Source organism: Streptomyces sp. JH14 (assembly GCF_029428675.1).
Lineage (GTDB): Bacteria > Actinomycetota > Actinomycetes > Streptomycetales > Streptomycetaceae > Streptomyces.
This window is the reverse complement of record NZ_JAJNEL010000002.1, coordinates 34,519-53,035: the sequence shown is the minus strand read 5'-3', so window position 1 is coordinate 53,035 and position 18,517 is coordinate 34,519. Positions and strand designations below refer to the sequence as shown.

The 18,517-nt window shown below is 68.7% G+C and carries 12 protein-coding genes, 1 tRNA gene and 1 pseudogene; 6 read left to right on the top strand and 8 right to left on the bottom strand.

Annotated features, from left to right (window positions below; all coding sequences use genetic code 11):
* Nucleotides 1–12: 12 nt before the first annotated feature.
* The 3 genes from LRD69_RS29870 to LRD69_RS29860 form a co-directional block, all read right to left on the bottom strand.
* The gene (locus LRD69_RS29870; RefSeq protein ID WP_277329961.1) at nt 13–1,404 is read right to left on the bottom strand and encodes a M60 family metallopeptidase; all 1,392 of its coding nucleotides are present in this window, start codon (nt 1,402–1,404) and stop codon (nt 13–15) included.
* 157 nt (nt 1,405–1,561) lie between these two features.
* Complete coding sequence (locus tag LRD69_RS29865) at nt 1,562–2,656, bottom strand: LacI family DNA-binding transcriptional regulator (protein WP_277329960.1); 1,095 nt, start codon at nt 2,654–2,656, stop codon at nt 1,562–1,564.
* Between the two features lie 62 nt (nt 2,657–2,718).
* Nucleotides 2,719–3,705, bottom strand: a complete 987-nt coding sequence (locus tag LRD69_RS29860; protein WP_277329959.1) for a hydroxyacid dehydrogenase — start codon at nt 3,703–3,705, stop codon at nt 2,719–2,721.
* Nucleotides 3,706–4,041: 336 nt separating this feature from the next.
* On the opposite strand from LRD69_RS29860, the gene LRD69_RS29855 reads away from it, so the two are divergent.
* The 5 genes from LRD69_RS29855 (at nt 4,042) to LRD69_RS29835 (ending at nt 11,420) form a co-directional block, all read left to right on the top strand.
* On the top strand, nt 4,042–5,067 hold the full coding sequence (locus tag LRD69_RS29855; RefSeq protein ID WP_277329958.1) for an ABC transporter permease subunit: 1,026 nt from the start codon (nt 4,042–4,044) through the stop codon (nt 5,065–5,067).
* Nucleotides 5,068–5,152: 85 nt separating this feature from the next.
* Nucleotides 5,153–6,013: a carbohydrate ABC transporter permease gene (locus tag LRD69_RS29850; RefSeq protein ID WP_277330169.1), complete on the top strand. Its 861-nt coding sequence runs from the start codon at nt 5,153–5,155 to the stop codon at nt 6,011–6,013.
* Nucleotides 6,014–6,061: 48 nt separating this feature from the next.
* Nucleotides 6,062–7,735, top strand: a complete 1,674-nt coding sequence (locus tag LRD69_RS29845; RefSeq protein WP_277329957.1) for an extracellular solute-binding protein — start codon at nt 6,062–6,064, stop codon at nt 7,733–7,735.
* On the top strand, nt 7,735–9,210 hold the full coding sequence (locus tag LRD69_RS29840; RefSeq protein WP_277329956.1) for a M1 family metallopeptidase: 1,476 nt from the start codon (nt 7,735–7,737) through the stop codon (nt 9,208–9,210). Before LRD69_RS29845 ends, LRD69_RS29840 begins: the two co-directional genes overlap by 1 nt.
* Nucleotides 9,207–11,420, top strand: a complete 2,214-nt coding sequence (locus tag LRD69_RS29835) for a right-handed parallel beta-helix repeat-containing protein (protein ID WP_277329955.1) — start codon at nt 9,207–9,209, stop codon at nt 11,418–11,420. Before LRD69_RS29840 ends, LRD69_RS29835 begins: the two co-directional genes overlap by 4 nt.
* 526 nt (nt 11,421–11,946) lie before the next feature.
* On the opposite strand, the pseudogene LRD69_RS29830 reads toward LRD69_RS29835, so the two are convergent.
* Nucleotides 11,947–12,048: pseudogene (locus LRD69_RS29830) on the bottom strand (transketolase); the annotation flags it as partial.
* A gap of 193 nt (nt 12,049–12,241) precedes the next feature.
* Between LRD69_RS29830 and LRD69_RS29825 the strand changes: the two are divergent.
* A tRNA-Pro gene (locus tag LRD69_RS29825) sits at nt 12,242–12,315 on the top strand.
* A 535-nt stretch (nt 12,316–12,850) separates the two neighbouring features.
* On the opposite strand, the gene LRD69_RS29820 is transcribed toward LRD69_RS29825, so the two are convergent.
* The 4 genes from LRD69_RS29820 to LRD69_RS29805 all read right to left on the bottom strand — a co-directional run bounded on the left by LRD69_RS29820 (nt 12,851) and on the right by LRD69_RS29805 (nt 18,206).
* Complete coding sequence (locus LRD69_RS29820; RefSeq protein WP_277329954.1) at nt 12,851–14,062, bottom strand: globin domain-containing protein; 1,212 nt, start codon at nt 14,060–14,062, stop codon at nt 12,851–12,853.
* Between the two features lie 1,527 nt (nt 14,063–15,589).
* On the bottom strand, nt 15,590–16,210 hold the full coding sequence (locus LRD69_RS29815; protein WP_277329953.1) for a hypothetical protein: 621 nt from the start codon (nt 16,208–16,210) through the stop codon (nt 15,590–15,592).
* Nucleotides 16,211–16,535: 325 nt separating this feature from the next.
* The gene (locus tag LRD69_RS29810; RefSeq protein ID WP_277330168.1) at nt 16,536–16,928 is read right to left on the bottom strand and encodes a contact-dependent growth inhibition system immunity protein; all 393 of its coding nucleotides are present in this window, start codon (nt 16,926–16,928) and stop codon (nt 16,536–16,538) included.
* Between the two features lie 90 nt (nt 16,929–17,018).
* Nucleotides 17,019–18,206 (bottom strand): low temperature requirement protein A, encoded by a 1,188-nt coding sequence (locus LRD69_RS29805; RefSeq protein ID WP_277329952.1) that lies wholly within the window; start codon nt 18,204–18,206, stop codon nt 17,019–17,021.
* Nucleotides 18,207–18,517: the final 311 nt, after the last annotated feature.

Here is an 18,517-nt window from a genome sequence, read left to right as displayed (position 1 = left end):
TCTCGCGTGCGGTCAGTCCGTGAGCGTGCTGGGGTCGACGGGCGGCTTCGGCAGGTTCAACGCGGCCAGCTCGGTCCTGCCGGCGGCGTCGATCGGGAACGCCCAGGTACCGACGAAGAAGTCCGTGAGGTCGTACCCGGCGACTCGGCTTGCGTACCTGGCCAGTGCTCGGTAGCGCTTGGCGGTCTCGGTGTAGTCCGACTGCGGGTTCTCCTCGCGGACCAGCTTGTGCAGGCGCGGCCAGAAGTCGTCGCCGAAGGCGAGCTCCAGCTGACGCAGCGGGACGAGCTTCTCGTACGCACCGAAGGACTTCTCGTACGTCAGCCCCGCCGTGCCGAACTTCAGCCGCGCCGACTGGAAGTAGGTGAGTCCGGTCTTCGGGTCGACCGTGAGGAGGTTGGACGACTGCTTCAGGGTGCGCTGCGCGGCGAGAGAGTAGATGTTGACGGTCACCTCGGTGAGCCCGGTGGGCTTGTACGCCATCTGCTGGTGCAGGTGGCCGAGTTCGTGGTACAGCCCCCAGCCGCGGGTCCGCAGCCCCTCCACCGTGGTGGCCCGGTCGAGGTAGGCGCGGGGGAAGCCGTTGTAGCCGTGCGTGGCGTAGGCGCCGACGCCGCTGGGCACTTTGCTGACCTCGGTGAAGTGGTACGGCCCCGCCTTGCGTCGGTGGACCGGCTTCGACCCGTCGAGACCACTGATCCGGGCGTGCGAGTCGATGATCGTCTCGACCAGTTCGAGCAGGGCGGCATGGTCCTCGCCGCGATAGAGGAGTGCGCCGTCGCGGGTGAGCGTCATGATCGTGTTCGGTGCGTGGAGCTCGACGTAGGGCGAGGCGGTCAGCGTGTCGAGCTGGTGCTGGTACTCGGCCTCGGAGGTGCAGCCCAGCGTGAAGACCGGCATCGGGACGGCGCCGGAGCGGAACACCACGCCGGCCCGCTCGCCGTTCCCCGTCAGGGTCAGGTAGACCGGACCGCCGTGCGGGTCGGTCACGGTGTTCGCGCCCGCGGTCAGCGGGTAGCTGCGGGGCTCGGTGACCTCGCCGTAGTAGTCCCAGGTGCCGATCCAGAGCGTGGGAACCACGTTGTCGTTCGGCTGCACGGTGAACGAGAGCGGGGTGCCGGCCGGGATGTACAGGCTGGTGGGCTGGAACTCCGAGCCGCGCAGGGCCTGTCCGAGCCGCAGGCGCTCAGCCTCGGCCGCGGGCCGTGCGGTCACGGTCATCTTCACGTGACGGCCGGCCGGGGTGTTCGCCGCCGCCCGTGCGGAGGGGGCGGTGGCGCCGAGCGCCAGTGCTGCGCCGGTGCCGGCTGCGGCGGCGAGGAACGAACGGCGCCCCACCGTGGAGGAGCTCGACGCCGGGCTCGAGGTGGAGGAACTGACCGCGGAGGAAAGGGGTTTACGCATGCGGAACTCTCCCTGCAGAAACAAATGAGGGGCGGAGGCGTGCGGAACGGGTGAAGCTCGCCGTCAGCATGTAAGCGGTTGCTATCGAGCCGCAAGAGGGGTGGGGAAGTTACTGCTATTTACTGTGGCCAACTGCGGGCAGTGACGCAGTAACCGGTCACATCCGGGTGGTGCGCCCGGACCGCGGCGCGACAGAATCGCGGACCACGATGTGGGTACCGAGCCGCAGCGCGCCCGCGATCGGCTCGCGCCAGTCGTCCTCGTCCCCGCCGCCGACGGCCAGCCGCACGGCCTGCCGCCCCATCTCCTCCAGCGGCACATGGACGGTGGTCAGCCGCGGACGCAGCTCCTGGGCGACGGGGATGTCGTCGTACCCCACCAGTGAGATGTCCTCCGGTACCCGCACCCCGGCTTCCTCCAGCGCCTGGGCCGCACCCGCCGCCACGATGTCGTTGGCGGCGAAAACTGCGGTGAACTCCGGTCCGTTCCGCAGTAGTTCGGCCATCCGCCGATAACCGAAGTTCCGGCTGAAGGTACCGGTCTGGGTCAGCTCCGGGTCCGGTGTCACCCCGCGCAGCTCCAGGGCCCGGCGGTGCCCGGCCAGTCGGTCGCGGGTGGTGGAGAGCTTGGGCGGCCCGCCCAGGTAGAGAATCCGCTCATGCCCCTGCATCAGCAGATGGTCGGTGATCGCGAAGGCCCCGCCCTCGTTGTCGTACTCGACCGCGGCCGTCGGGGCTCGCTCGTCCAACTGCGGTCTGCCGCACAGCACGAGCTTCGATCCGCCGGCGTCCAGCTCACGGGCCCGCCGGGCCAGCTCCGAGGTGTAGGCACGGTCGGCGACGCTGCCGCCGACCACGATCACCGCATCCGCCCTGCGCTCGTGCATCAGCTCGACGAAGGCCAGCTCGCGCTGAGGGTCTCCCTGGGCGCAGCAGACCAGGCAGAGCCGCCCGCCGGCCGCGGCCTCGCGCTCCACGCCCCGGGCGATGTACGCGTAGAACGGGTCGATCAGTTCGCTGACGATGATGCCGACGGTGCGGCCGGACGCCCCGGCCAGGGCGCGGGCATGCGCGTTGACGACATAGCCGAGCTCGCGCATCGCCGCCTCGACCCGCTCCCGGGTCGCTTCCGCGACCGGGTAGTTGCGGTTCATCACGCGCGAGACCGTGGCGGTCGAGACGCCGGCCCGTCGGGCCACATCGGTGACGGTGGCCCTGCGCTGCCCGTCCGCGGCCGTGTTCTGCCGGCGCATCCGGCCCACCCCCTCGTGACTGTTGTGTGACGTCGAGACTAGAGCCTGTGCCGGGGCGTGGTTCATGCGATCCTCCCCAGATCGGCCCGGTGGACCGGGTGGGCGAACGGTGCACCTTGCGCGTACCGCACCAGCTCGTCGACGGCGAGGGCTCCGAGCCGCCCCACCTCATTGCCCTGGGCGCCCGCCAGATGCGGGGTGAGGAAGACGTTCGGCAGGTCCCACAAGGGGTGTCCGTCCGGCAGGGGTTCGGGCGAGGTCACGTCGAGAACTGCGTCCAGTCGCCCGCTGACCAGGTGCCCTGTCAGTGCCTGGGTGTCCACCAAGGAGCCGCGTGCGGTGTTGACGAGCAGGGTGCCGGGGCGCATCAGGGCGATCCTGCGTGCGTCGAGCAGCCGGCGGGTCTCGGGTGTGTCCGGGGCGTGCACGGTGACCACGTCGCTGGTCGCCACCAAGGTGTCCAGATCGGTCCGGGTCACCCCGAGCCGTTCCGCCTCGTCGGCCCCGACGTACGGGTCGTAGAGCAGCACCTCGGCATCGAGGATCCGCAGGAGTTCGATGACCCGGCGGCCGATGCGGGAGGCGCCGATGACACCGATGGTCAGTCCGTGCGTACCGAGCCAGTGCTGGCGGTCCAGGTCGGCGCCGGTGCGGTGGGTCCGCCGGGTGCGGAACTGGTCGGCCAGCGGGAACACCCGCTTCGCACCCATGATGATCGCGGCCAGGGTGTACTCGGCCACTGGTAGGGCGTTGGCCGCCGCGGCGGAGGAGACGACGATGCCGCGGTCGAACGCGGTCGGCGACAGAAATGTTTTCACCGTGCCGGCCGCATGGATCACGGCGCGCAGCCCGGGCGCCCGGTCCAGCAGGGCCGCGTCGAGGGGTGGGCAGCCCCAGCCGGTGAGCATGACCTCCGCCGAGGCGAGCGCCACGCCCGCTTCCGGCGACTCGAACTCGCTGATCGCGGCCGGGGTGAGGAGTTCGGCGGACTCCTCCAGCCGGGCCCGCACGGACGGCGGGAATACGTCGTCGAGCAGTCCGGGGCTCATGACCAGGACCGTGCGCGGCCGCCTGGGAGGCGTCTCCGCGCGGCCGGTACCGGCATGAGCCGGTGCCTCTTCGGTGGTTCGCACCCTGCCTCCGGACAGTAAGCGTGTTCTGTGGATTGACGGCACGCTAGGGAGGGTGGCGGTCAGCCGTCAAGCGATCCACTTGGTCAACTGCCATGTATTCGCCCGTTTTTGACGGTTCATCCCAAGGGATTTCACTGTGCGGGACCCGTGTAACCCAGCCGTAGCTCCAGATCTCTTGACGGTGAGGTTAACCGCTTACTAACTTGCCGCCGCAGAAGCTCACCATGCGCCACCCGCCGAACAGGACGCACCATGGCTGAAACAGCACCACCGCTGCCCCGGGCGAGGTCGAAACGGCAACAGAGGGCCGGAGCGCCGTCGCCGTCCTCCGCCCCGGCCGGTCTCCTGCCCCAGCAGAACAGGCTGACCCTCCGGCAGCGGCTCAAGCGGGACCGGGTCATGCTGCTGCTGACCCTGCCGGGCCTGCTGTACTTCGTCGTCTTCCACTACGTGCCACTGCTCGGCTATGTCGTGGCGTTCCAGGACTACCAGCCGTACCTCGGCTACATGCACAGCGTCTGGGTGGGATTCGCCAACTTCACCACGGCGTTCGGTGAGCCCGCCTTCTGGTCCGCGACGTTCAACACCCTCGAGATCGCGGTCATCCAGCTGGTGTTCTTCTTCCCCGTTCCGATCGCCCTGGCCCTGCTGCTCAACAGCATCGCCAACGACCGGATCCGGCGCTTCGTGCAGAGCGTCGTCTATCTGCCGCACTTCATCGGCTGGGTCATCATCGTCTCGATCTTCCAGCAGATCCTGGGCGGCGCCGGGCTGTTGCCCGATGTCCTCGGCGGCATGGGGCTGCCGCGCTACGACATGATGAGCGACCCCGACGCCTTCCCCTGGCTGCTAACCCTCCAGGTGGCCTGGAAGGACGCCGGCTGGGGCACGATCATCATCCTCGCGGCGCTGCTCGGCATCGACAGGGGCTTGTACGAGGCCGCCGCGATAGACGGCGCGGGGCCCCGGCGTCGCTTCTGGCACGTCACCCTGCCCGGCCTCGCACCTGTCCTGATCCTCCTGCTGATCCTGAACCTCGGGCAGATCCTCTCCGTCGGCTTCGAGCAGATCCTGCTCCAGCGCGACGCGGTCGGCCCGGACGCAGGCGAGGTTCTCGACACGTACGTCTACTACCACGGCATCAAGGACAACGACTGGGGCGTCGCCGCCGCCGTCGGACTCGTCAAGGCGGTCATCGGCACCGCACTCGTCCTGGGCGCGAACAAGTTCGCCCACCGCCTCGGCCACGAAGGGGTGTACCGCGGTGCTGACCGTTGAGAATCCGCCCGCCGCATCCGTACCCACGGTGCCGGCGAAGAGGACCACGCGTACCGGGAAGCAGTCCGACGGCCGGCCGCCGTGGATGGAGAGGCCGACCCGGGTCGGCCAGGGTGCCAAGGCCCTCGCGGTCGTCGTCGTGGTCGCCGCCGTCGCCTACCCGCTGCTCGGAGTGATCGGTACGAGCTTCGCCTCGCAGACCGACATCATCCGCAGCTCGGGGCTGGTCCTGTGGCCCGAACACCCCACCGTCGACGCCTACCGCACCATCTTCACCGGCGGAGTCGTCACCCGCGCGCTCGTGGTCAGTCTCGGCATCACGGTGTTCGGCACGCTCGCCAGCCTGCTCGTCACCGTCGGCATGGCGTACGGACTGTCCCGCCGGGAGGTCACCGGATCGCGCCTCATCCTGATGACCGCCCTGTTCACCATGCTGTTCCACGCGGGCATCATCCCCAACTTCCTTCTGGTCAAGGGACTCGGGCTGTACGACACCTACGCTGCGCTCGTCCTGCCGTCCCTGGTCAGCGCCTTCAACCTGGTCGTCCTGCGGTCGTTCTTCATGAACCTGCCCGAGGAGCTGTACGACGCGGCGAAGGTCGACGGGGCCGGCGACTTCCGCATCCTCGTACGGATCGTTCTGCCGCTCTCCAAGGCCGTCCTCGCCGTCATCAGCCTCTTCTACGCAGTGACGTACTGGAACGCCTTCTTCAACTCGCTGCTTTACCTGGGTGACTCCGACAAGTGGCCGCTGCCCATGGTGCTGCGCACCTACGTACTCCAGGGGCAGAGCCTGAACGCCGCTTCCGCCGGTGAGGTGCTCGCCCCGCAGCAGGCCGTCCAGATGGCGGTCCTGGTGATCGCCGTCGTACCGATCCTCTCCGTCTACCCGTTCCTCCAGCGCTACTTCACCAAGGGCGTGCTCACCGGCGCCATCAAGGGCTGACCTCCACCCCCCGCACCTCCGTTCCCTTCGTTCCCAAGGAGATTCCAGGTGTCGAGCTCCACCCCCATCAACCGCAGGTCACTGTTCCGCATGGGTGCGGGCGTCGGTCTCGGTCTGGTCGCCGCCCCGTTGCTCGCCGCCTGCGGCGACGGAGGCACGGCCGCCAAGGCGGAGGCCAAGAGCGCCTCCCTGCTGCCGAACACCGCCGTCCGCAACATCGGCCTCGAGCCCGACCTCCAGGGCACCGCCGCCGGAGTCCCGCAGGGCTTCTTCAGCTACCCGGCCAAGCCGCTGCGGGCCACGAAGGGCGCTCCGCTCAAGGGTGCGAAGCCGATCAGCGCGGCCATGGAGACGTTCGCCCCGCCGCCGCCCGCGCGTGGCAAGAACGCCGCTTGGCAGCAGATCGAGAAGCTCCTCGGCGGCCAGGTGGACATCACCGCCGTCCCGGCCGACGACTACGGCACCAAGTTCTCCACGATGGTGGCCAGCGACAGCCTGCCGGATGTCTTCATGTACCCGGAGTCCGGAGGTGTCGACAACAAGGCGGCCTTCCTCCAGGCCAAGTGCGCCGACCTCACCCCGTTCCTCGCCGGGGACAGGATCAAGGACTACCCGAACCTGGCCGCGATCCCGAAGGGCGCCTGGCAGGGCGCCATCTTCGGCGGGAAGCTGTACGGTCTGCCGATCGCCCGCACCGGCACCGGCGGCGCCGGCTTCTACCGCCACGATCTGTTCGAGGAGGTCGGTGTCAGCAGTCTCGACCAGATCACCGACCTGGACAGGTTCGTCGAGCTCTGCAAGGAACTGACCCGCCCCAAGCAGGACCAGTACGCGATCATCGCGGGTGCCACCACGATGCTCGCCATGTCCGCGGGCGCGCCGAGCAGCTGGCGGCTCGACGCTGAGACGGGCAAGTTCACCTCGAACCTGGAGACTCCCGAGTACCGGCAGGCCATCGAGATCGCCCGGGACCTGTACAAGGCGGGCTGCTACTACCCGGGCACCCTCCAGATGTCCGGGGCGCAGAAGGCCCAGTACACGGACATGTTCAAGAACGGCAAGGGAGCGTACGTCTACGACGGGATGCCGGGCTACCTCGCACCCGGCACCGGCTATGTCGCCACGATGAAGGCGATCGACACGGCGTACGACCCGCGCCCGTTCGTCCCGGTCGGCAAGGACGCCGTCACGTGGATGGACAACGTCGCCCTGCAGAACACGCACATCAAGAAGGCGTCCGGCGACCGCGTCAAGCAGATCCTCGCCTTTGCCGACTTCGCCGCCTCGCCGTTCGGCAGCGAGGAGTACACACTGATCAACTACGGCGTCGAGGGAACCGACTTCACCCGCGACGACAAGGGCAACCCGGCCCTGACCAAGCAGGGTGCCCAGGACGTCACCGTTCCGTGGAAGTTCGCCGCCTCCGCTGTGCCGGCGATCTTCAGCGCCGATTCCGAGCAGGGCGTGCGCCACGTCCACGAGGCGTTCACCAAGATGATCCCGATGATCGAGCCGGACCCGACCCTTCAGTACTCCTCGCCCACCTGGGACTCCAAGGGCTCCGGCAGCCTCGCCACGTTGAGGGGGGACGCCCTGAAGGACATCATCGCCGGCCGCAAGCCGATGTCGGCCTACGACCAGCTCGTCAAGGACTACCTGGCCCAGGGCGGCGAGCAGGCCCGAGGCGAATTCGAAGAGGCCGTCCAGAAGGGCAAGAAGTGATGACCGCTCCCACCAGCAGACGCTCCGCACTGAGGCTCGGCGGCGCGGCCGTCGTGGCAGCCGTCGCCGTACCCGTCCTCGGCTCGCCGGCCTTTGCCGGCAGCCGTGGATTCGACCCGGCCCCCGGCTCCGACGGCGTCGGTGACCCGCTCTTCCCGACCCTCGGCAACGGCGGTTACCAGGTCGTCCACTACGACCTGACCTTTGACTTCACCCCGGTGACCTACGACTTCACCGCCGTCGTGAAGATCCACGCCAAGGCCACCCAGGATCTGTCCACGTTCAACCTCGACACCGACGGCCACACCATCGACGCCGTCACCGTCGCGGGCCGCACCGCACAGTGGGTGCTCTCGGCCGGCAAGAGCGGCCAGGAACTCACCGTCACCCCGGACCGCCCGCTGCACGACAGGCAGGCGTTCACCGTGGAGATCCGCTACCACGGCAACGGCAAGGCGCCCCGACTCGGCCTCACCGGATGGAAGTTCGGCACCGACGGCGGCTTCGCCTCGGCCGCCCAGTCCTCCCGGGCCGACACCTTCCTGCCCTGCAACGACACCCCGTCCGACAAGGCCACCTGGACCTTCCACATCAGCGCGCCACAGGGCTACGTCGCCACCGCCAACGGCGAACTGCTCGACAGGACCCCGCGCGCCGACGGCTCCACGGTCTGGCACTTCGCCCTGCGCGAGCGGATGGCGACTGAACTCATTGGCATCGCCGTCGTCAAGGGCACCTACCTGTACGGCACCAGCCACCGCGGACTTCCTCTGCGGCACATCGTCCCGCAGGGTCAGGAGGACAAGTACGGCCCGATCGTCGCCCGTACCGCCGACCATCTGGCCTGGCTGGAGGCGAAGTTCGGCCGCTACCCGTTCTCCGTCTACGGCCTCCACATCTACGACGGGTACACCGACGCCCTGGAGAACCAGACTCTTTCCCTCTTCTCCACCAACTGGTTCAAGCTCAACGCCAACGGCCAGCCGGGCTACGAGACGACCATGGTCCACGAGCTCACCCACCAGTGGTTCGGCGACTCGGTCACCCCCGACAACTGGCAGCAGGCCTGGCTCAACGAAGGGCCAGCGGTGTACTACGCCGGACTGTACGGCGAGGAGCGCGGCTGGTCGGTCTTCGCGGACAAGATGAAGACCACGTACGAGAAGCTCGACAAGGTCCGCGCCGCCGACGGCCCGCCCGGACTGCCCAAGGCGCTCGGCGGAACCAACATCTACGACGGCGGCGCGCTCGTCCTGTACGCCCTGACCCTGCAGATCGGCCAGCCGACGTTCGACAAGGTCATGCGGGAGTGGGTGAAGCGCTTCAAGGACTCCACCTACACCAGCGAGGAGTTCATCGCCCATACCGTCCAGGTCACCGGCGATACGTCCCTCGACGCGTTCCTGCGCGACTGGCTCTTCGGCGCCGTCAACCCGCCCATGCCCGGTCACCCCGACTGGAAGGCCACAGCGTGAACCAGCCGATGAACGTTCTACGGAGAACCGCTGCCGCCGTCGCCGCGGCTGCCCTGGCTGCCCTTGTCGCCGCTCCGAGCGCACAGGCCGCACCCGGCGCACGCACCTTGTACGCGGCACCGGACGGCCACGGCACCACCTGTACGGTCGCGCGCCCGTGTTCCTTGGAAGGCGCCCGCGACCGCGCCCGCACCGACACCGGCCGTGACATCCGCGTCCTGCTCAAGGGCGGTACGTACCACCTCGACGCACCCCTGCGACTCGGCGCCGAGGACTCCGGGACGGACGGGCACCCCGTCACCTGGACCGCTGCTCCGGGCGCCCGGCCGGTCCTCTCCGGCAGCCGGAACATCACCGGCTGGGCGCAGAACGCCGACGGTACCTGGACCGCCGCCGTCCCGGCCGGGGTCACCCCACGCCAGCTCTTCGTCGACGGCAGGCGCGCAACCCGCGCCCGCGGCACATCCTGCGCGGCGAGCGTCTGCGACGCCACCAGGACCGGCATGACCGGGGCGACGTCCACCGGCATCGCCGCCTGGCAGCGGCCCACCGACGCCGAGGCCGTCGTCCGGGTCCGCTGGCGCAACTACCACTGCCGGATCGCCGGCGTCAGCGGCGACCTCCTCACCTTCGCCCAGCCCTGCTGGACCAACTCCGCGGGCGGCACCAACCGCACCGGACCCGCGTGGGACACCACGGCGGTCGACTCCACCCGATACAGCGGCGTCGCCTTCTTCGAGAACGCCCCCGAACTGCTTGATCAGCCGGGTGAGTTCGTCTGGAACTCGGGGGAGCGCACCGTCACCTACCTGCCGCGCGAGGGCGAGAACATGCGCCGTGCGCAGGCCCTCACTCCGCACACCGAACAGCTGCTCGTCGTCGACGGTGCCCACGACGTCACCGTCAGCGGGATCGGCTTCGCGTATGCGGCGTATCGCCAGCCCGACACCGACGAGGGCTACGCGGGCATGCAGGCCGGTCTCACCCTGACCGGCGCCACCGGGCCCGTCGACCACGCGGGCCGCTTCTACACCAAGCCGTCCGCCGCGGTCACCGTCCGCGGCGGGCAGCACATCTCCATCGAGAACGCCCGGTTCAGCCACCTCGGCGGAGCGGGCGCGATACTCGAGGCGGGCACCAAGGACAGCTCCCTGACCCGCTCTACGTTCACCGACCTGTCCTCGGGCGCGGTCTACGTGGGCGACACCGAACCGCAGCCCGACGCGTCGCTCGCGGGGGAGCGGAACATGATCGCGTACAACACGATCACCCGCTCCGGCGTCGAGTACACCGACTCGGTCGGTATCTGGGCCGGTTACGAGGCGGAGCTGACGGTTGATCACAACAGCCTCGACCACCTTCCGTACTCCGGCATCTCGGTCGGCTGGGGCTGGAACCAGCCCGAAGCCCGGCAGTCAGTGCTGCGCGACAACAAGGTGACCGGCAACCGGATCACGAACGTCATGGAGGTCGCCCAGCAGCAGCACGACGGCGGCGCGATCTACACCCAGGGCGCCCAGCCCGGCACGGTCGTCTCCGGCAACTACATCAACCGTTCCGCCTTCGGCAACACCGAACGGGACGGCAACGGCATCTACCTCGACGAGCAGTCCTCGCACATCACCGTCGAGAACAACGTGATCACCCGCATCGGCTACAAGTGGGTCTCCAACTGGGCGGACTACGGCATCCAGAACACGGCCCGTGCCAACTGGACCGACACCGCCGCGCCCGCGCTCGCCGGGACCGGATCCGTGATGACGGACAACCACACCGGCCTGGACAGGCTGCCGGCCGAAGCCCTCGCCGTCGCCGCACGGGCCGGCGCCCACGGCGGCCCGGTCGAGCAGCTGCGCACCGACCTGGCACGCACGGGCACAGCGACCCAGTCCTCCACCGAGGGTGCCGCGGCTCCCGTGCTCGCCCTCGACGCCGACACCAACACGGACACCCGCACGCTGTCCGAGGCGGGCGCCTGGTGGCAGGTCGACCTGGGCGCCACGCAGCGGGTCCGAGAGATCGAGATCTGGAACAACTCGTCATCCACGACGGCGGACTTCGACGTCATCACGGACGACGGCACCGTCCATGTGAGCGGCAAGGCGCTGCGCCCGACCGTGCTGAACCTGGACAGCAGGACCCGTACGGTGAAGATCGCCGTGTCTGGGACAGGTCGGGTAGCCCTCTCCCAGGTCCTGATCCACCCGTAGGCCCCGTGCGCACGTGATCCACTTCCGCCGGACGGGCCGCACACAGCCCGTCCGGCGGTTGAGGACACAGCAAGCCCCGGTCGCCGGTCGCCCGGGACAACGCCCCCGAGCACCGAATCCCACCCCCGGCGCCCCTGTACCGATCGGCCGCAGGCCGGTCAGGGCCGGTCTGGCCCCCGCGCCGATCAGCGGCCGCTCCCGGATGCCCCGGCATGGGAGACGAGGTCCGGATGGGCGCGTGGCGCAGACGAGACCGTCCCGGCTGATCCCGGCCGGCCAGGAATCGTCGTCCAGCAGCGCGATCCGGTGGTGACGGATAGGTCACGCACAGTGTCCATGAGGGGCGGATCCCCATCGTTCCCTGGCCGGGGCGGCGGTGTCGCCGAGGAGGGAAGCCGGTCCGTGGGCGGTCACGCGGGTGACCGCGGCCGCCCCGGATGGTGCGCCGCAAGCTCTGTGTGCAGCGCCTCGTGATCGCGTCCGTTCACGGTCTCGGTCGATCAGCCGACCGCCTCGAATCCCGATCGTCGACAGTGCCGGGTGTGACGCGCCGTACACGGCTGTACGGCACCCGGAGTGCACCGAGGAGCGAGGTGGCAGCGGGACCGTGCTTCTCGTCGCCCGTCATCGAGCCCCTCAGCCGGTTGCTCGCCGCACCAGCAGGCCGGTGTGTCGGTTGCGCAGGGCGCGGACGGCAGTGATCGACCTCGAGCATGGTCGAGGTCAACGATCACAAGTGGTTCGTGAGCACCCGCTCGAGTGCGGTATTGTTCTCATGCGCGTTCGGCCAGGGGGAAAGCCCAGGTCAGACGAGCAGACAACGGGACGTGGCGCAGCTTGGTAGCGCACTTGACTGGGGGTCAAGGGGTCGCAGGTTCAAATCCTGTCGTCCCGACTCGTAAGAGTCGCAGGTGAAGGACCGCATCCGAGAGATTGGATGCGGTCCTTTCCGCATGTCCGGGGAGTTTTTGGGGACGCGGTCGACAAGAGCCCTCGCGGGGGACTCCGGCCGCCGCAATACACCGGCGATGCCTGGCCGTGAGGTCACCCCCCCGCGGGCACCTCGCGTGACGACCGGCGGATGGCCAGGCGGGTGCTGAGCGACTCACCCGGGAGGTGGAGCGACATGCGGTCGGGGGGACGTAGCGCGCCGGCTCGTGGTGATCGAACCAGGTTCGGCGATCTTCTGCAGGACGTGGAGCGGGTCGCCATCGTGGGCCATCCAGGCCGGTCCGGGGCGGCGCGGGTGCTCGCGACCGGGCCCGGTGACGAATGAGTCCCGGTGGGTCGCATCCCGTGGGACGGCCGCGCCGATCGTGCCCCTGCGAGGTCTGCAGCGAGGACGAGAGCAGCCGTGGCCGAGGCGGGCTGCGCGGGGGCAGCTCAGGTGGAGGCGGGTTGCTGCCGAGCCCGCCTCCGGGACGGCAGTGCTACTTGCTGAGCCAGAGATCGGGGCCGAAGACCTCGTAGTGAATCATCGCGGGGCTGAGTCCCTGAGAGAGCAGGTCACCGCGGACGGCCTGCATGAAGGGCAAGGGGCCGCACAGGAAGGCGGTGAGGTTTGCCGGAAGGGACAGACCTTTCACGTCTGCCCAGCCTTCGTACACATGTGTCTGGGGCTGGTCCGGCTCCCCTGCCCCACCCTCGTACCACAGGTGCAACGACGAGTTGGGCAGGCGACCGATCAGTCCGGCCAGCTCCAGACGGTGCGCGTGGTGGGCGGGGGAGCGGTCGGCGTGGGCGACCACGACAGGGCGGTCGGGGGACTCGTCGGCGAGGTGATCCAGCATGGAGAGCATCGGTGTGACGCCGATGCCGGCGGAGGCGAACAGCAGGGGGCTGTCGCCCTGCGGAAGAACGAGGTCGCCGACGGGCAGGGAGACCTTCAGGACCTGGCCGGGGTGGGCATGGGCGTGCAGCCAGGACGACACCTCCCCCTCGGGGACCTGTCCGTCGGCTGAGCGCTCTCGCTTGACGGTGATACGCCATGTGTCGCGGCCAGGGGCCGTGGAAAGGCTGTACTGGCGTATCTGCTTGCCCCCGTCGGGGAGTTCGGCCTGGACGCTGACGTACTGCCCCGGGAGGAACGGGTCGGTGGGCAGGCCGTCGGGGCGGCGCAGGACGAACGAGGCGGTGTCGGGGGATTCTTCGGTGCGCTCGGCGATCTCCATGTCACGCCAGACGGCGCCGTCCGTGACTCCGGCCTCGGCGTACAGCCGGGCCTCCATGGCGATGAGGGCGTTGGCCATCAGCCAGTACACCTCGTCCCACGCCGCGGCCACGGCCGCGGTCACGGCGTCGCCGAGGACGTCCCCGACGGCACCCAGCAGGTGGCGCCCGACGAGGGTGTACTGGTCGGACGTGATGCCCAGCGAAACATGCTTGTGGGCAATGCGGCCGAGGATGGCGTCGGGACGTTCGCCGGGGTGTTCGACCAGCATGGTGGCGAAGGCCGCGACGGCACCGGCAAGGGCTTCACGCTGAGTGCCGTTGGCTTGATTCGCGCGGTTGAACAGGTTGCGCAGCAGTTCCGGCCGCTCCTCGAACATGTTCCGGTAGAACACCTCTGAGATGGTGCCGAGGTTGGCACCAACGGCAGGGAGCGTGGCACGGACTACGGGTGCCGACTGGGAGGAGAGCATGTTGACCCCTATCTTGCATGGGAAATGCCAATTTATTGACGAGGGCTGGTGCGCGTACGCAGAGGGTGGGTGACGTCATCCGGGCGGGTGAGACGCTCCTCTCGATGCCGCTGCGATGCCCGAATCGGCCTGCCTGTGAGGGCGATCCGATCCTGTTCGGCCCGGGTCGGGCCGTTGGTGAGGTACCGCGTGACCTCACAACCTCATGATTGTTAATTGGTATATGAGATGTCAATTAAAGACGGTGTGATCTGTGACGCTCCGAGGAGGTGGAGCGCGCCGATGGCACGGTCGCCCGCCCTCGACGCAGGTCCGGACGGCTTTGCTGACCACGTGGCGTCGACGCCCGGCCGCCAGTGGCCTGCCGCGCCGGACGCCGCCCACTGGCGTGCCGTCAACAGTGCGGCCGGGCACAAGGGGTGGATGGAAGATCGGCTCCGCCCTGCCGGCCCCCGCATCCGACCTCGACACCACCACCACGGGTGTCGAGGCGCTGCCGGTCGCTACAGGTGGACCGAACCGTGTTCTTGCCCGCACTCCGCCGTTGGCAGCAAGCTGCGCCCGTCGACGGCTTCCGTGCGTGCTCGAGTCGCCCCGGGGTGCACTGCCCGCTTGCCCTTCCAGCTGACGGCGCGTCCTCGCGCTGTGCTGAGAGGAACCCGGCCACTGCGGCACAGAAGTCCATAGCGCTGTTCGACGTGGGAGGACCCGTGCTGGACGACGATCGTGTGAGTGCCGGGGGACAGGGGAGACGCAGGGCCTTCGGCGGGGTACGGAAGAACGGGAGGTTGATACGGAGCGCTCACACTTCCCAGATGTTGCGTCAGGAGGTCGACGGCGATCAAGGCGCGCTGGGGGGCATGTCATCACACTGTTACGCAACATGACGGGCGGCATGCGCCGGCGGTCTGCGCCTTCCTTCATCGCCCCGCGCGGAGTCCGCCGGAAGGAAATTCCGGCATGCGTAGCGCAAAGTCGCTGGTCGTTGGCGCCGGCCGAGTGCCGGGTCGTGGGGCGGCGAGGTGGGGCAGCGCCTGTCGGGAGGCGCCGGGGATGTCGAGCGTCCGTACACACAGTGGCATCGCTTGCTGGGGAAAGTGTGGAATCGTCGTGGGCCCTGGTACGCTGATCACATCGTTGTGGGCGTCGCGTCGGACACGGCTTCCGTGGAGCATGCTCGAACGTGTTGGCACCTGCGACCAGAGCCGCTCAGGTGTCGTGTTCCGGGTTTGTCCTCCTGTCCCCCGTAGGTGGCGCCTGGGCTGTTTCCCCGCTGGGCCGACGCCGGCGGGGGATAAAGCCCGAATCCTCGCGGCGACACCACGGTCAGCGGGCAGGACGGCATATGTGGGGCACCTCGCCGCGCAGAAGCGCGGGCAGGAGACGCTGGGGCCGTGGCAGCCTGGAGCGCATTGAGAGCCGCCCCGCGCACCAGGAACGTTTGTCGGCCCGATGCGCAGGGCGCGCGTGCGTGGTCAGTGCCGGGTTGTTCGTCTGCTTGTGGCACCGTCTCGTTGCGGCGGATCCTCAGGACTTCTTGGCGCGGTAGAGGCCTCGTCCGGTTCGGCGGATTCGGGAGGCGCCGACCAGGCGGTCCAGGGTGCTTCTGACGGTGTTGATGCTGCCGCTGTCGGTGTCGCGGCCGAGAACCGCCGCGACGTCGCGGGCGCGCACGTCGACGTTGCCGACTCCGGCGAAGTACTCCAGGATCTGCTCGGTCAGTCTGCCGTAGTTCGTGTCCCCGTCGGTGGCGGTCCGGGAATCGGTTGTCGCGCCGGAGCGGGCGGCCGGGGGAGCGGGCTTCTGGGTCTCGGGCCGGCGCTCCGGCCGCCGGGTCCGGTGTACGGGCGCGGCTGTGGCGTCCGCCCGGTCCGGGGGCAGTGTCTCCGCGTGGGGTTGCGCGGGTGAGGGAGCCGTGCCGTGGTCGGCCTCTGCGGTGCCGGTGATGTCGGACGACACCGTGTCACCCGTCTCGGACATCAGCGCCTGGAGGGCACCGAGGGCGCGCTGGACGGAACCGAGATGGGCGACGACCGCGGTCAGTTCCCTTTCCAGCGCCTGCCTTTGGACTTCCAGGCGGGCCAGGTCCTCTTGAAGGCTCTCGGTGGTGATCTCGATGTGATGTGCCGTGCGGGCTGCGGAGACCATGTGTTCCTCTCGTCCTCAACCTTTCGTGTCGCGTTCCCGCCTGGCTCACCTGCGATGTCACTCGAGCCGAACGCCGGGACGGGTCCCCGGGACATCATATGCAGGAGCATGCTCGGCCTGGACCAGGCTGAGCACCTGTGGCTTCCAGGCTTGCCGGCGAATGCGCTTCGGCGATTCTTGGGACGATGAACAATGAAGCTGTGTCTCATCCATTCTTGCCACTGTTTCTTCGGAAACGCAACGGGTTCGAGCCGAGGCCGTGGACAGGAGGGGATCCTTCTGCCGTGTGGCACCCGGACACCTGCAAGGAGGCGTTGCCGACGGCTTACAGAGCCAGGAACCGGTCCACCTCTTGCTTCAGGTCCGGCGCCGGATCACTGAGCTCCGAGACGATCAGACGAAGCTCACGACCGAGTTCGGCAGATGTGCTCCAGACCTCTGAACTCCTGGTGAGTACGGCCGCCAGCAGATCGCCCTCATACATGTGGCCTTCCGCCATCGGGTCCGACCGCAGGACCTCCAGCGCCAGCGGCAGGAGGTGGGTAAGGCCCTCGTTCTGCCTGATCAGCAGCCGCAGATCCTCGACGGTCAGCTCGCCGATCGGCTTACGCCGCAGCTCATGCGCGGTCATCACAAGCCGGGTTGCATCGCCCGACGGGGCCGGCCAACGGTCGCGCTCGAGCTCCTCGAGCGAGCGGTCGCGGTTCACGAGTCGCATCACCGATGGATCGTCCCATGCCGGCGCGGTCAGCGCTGCCCTGAATGTCCACGCGTTTCTCGACGGCACCGGGCGGCGCGACCGAGCGCGTCAGGCGGGCAGTGGGGCTCTGACCTCCGCGCGTCGGACCACGGTGAGAGTCGCACCGATCAGGAGCCCCGCGATGACACCGGTGCCGAGTACGGGAATCGGGGTGAACGTGGTGGCGAGGACGGCGAGCGCAGCGACCGGATGGAGGACATTGGCCAGGGTGGGCAACTGCGCTGCCCGCCGGTGCAGAAGCCATACGCAGGCTATGAAGACGGCGACGGGCACTGTGTAGGAGGCTGCCGCCTGGTGATCGGTGAGCGGGCCGTGGCCGGTGGCGTGGCCGACGTTGAGGGCGAGGCCTGCGCCGACGGCAGCCGCGGCGCTGAAGACGGCGTAGTGGCCGTATCCCCACAGCATCGCCGTGGTCTGGTTGCTGAGTCGGCGTGGTGCGTCCTGGGTGAAGTAGAGCCACCACAGGGCGAAGACAGTGAGCAACCCACCCAGCGCGATCACGAGGACGGACCCGAGTTCCGCGTCGGTGTCCAGCGCGGTCCGGACGGCAAGTGTGGCAGCCGTGATGGACTCCCCGAGCACGATCAGTGTGAAAAGGCCGTAGCGCTCGGCTATGTGGTGCGGGTGCCACGTGGTACCGGCCGCACGCTCGGCCCACACGGGCACCGCGAGTTCGCCGAGGGCAAGGATGCCGAACGATGCGACACCACCCTCGTCGGGCAGGGCCAGGCGGGCCAGCCAGCCCAACTGCAGGACGAAGATGCCCTGGGCGTAGCGCAGGCAGGAAGCGCGGCGTTCCCGGTCCGTGTGTGCGGCACGCAGCCATTGAGTGACCATGGCCAGCCGCATGACGACATAGCCCCAGGTCATGATCGTGAAATTCCCGTGCGTGAGCGCCTGTGCGGTGCCGGCGGCCAGGACGAGAGCCCCGCAGATCTGGACCAGGGTGAGCAGCCGGTACGGGACGTCGTCGGTGTCGTAGGCGGAGGCGAACCAGGTGAAGTTCATCCAGGCCCACCAGATCGCGAAGAACACGAGCGCATAGCCGAGTAGTGCGCGACCCAGGTGCCCCGCGGCGAACTCGTGCTCGAAGGCTGAGGCTGCCTGAGCAACGGCGGCAACGAAACAGAGATCGAAGAACAACTCCAGCGCGGTGGCGGTGCGGTGATCCTCGCCGGAGTGGCGGGCGAGCATCGGCCGGTACCAGGCACTGTCTGCATAGGGTGAGTGACTCATGGTGGCGTGATCCCTGCGGAAGCGGCAACGTCGTTGAGGATGTGCGCCGAACACCGTCCGCCACACGTGACAGGCGGGGCAATGCGACGCTGCACCCTGCCCGCGTGCAACGTGGGTCGTGCGGGTGACAGATGGTCTTGTCCGGGCCGAAACATTGTGTGACGTCACCGCCGACCGGGACACACCACTGCCACCATACCCGTGAGAGGACGACCATCCGTCGTGGCATGTCACATCTTCGGGCCCGGCCGGTCATAAGGGCGTCGGCAGTTCGGGAATCCTGCCCCAGGAGCACAGCGGCGGTTCGCGGT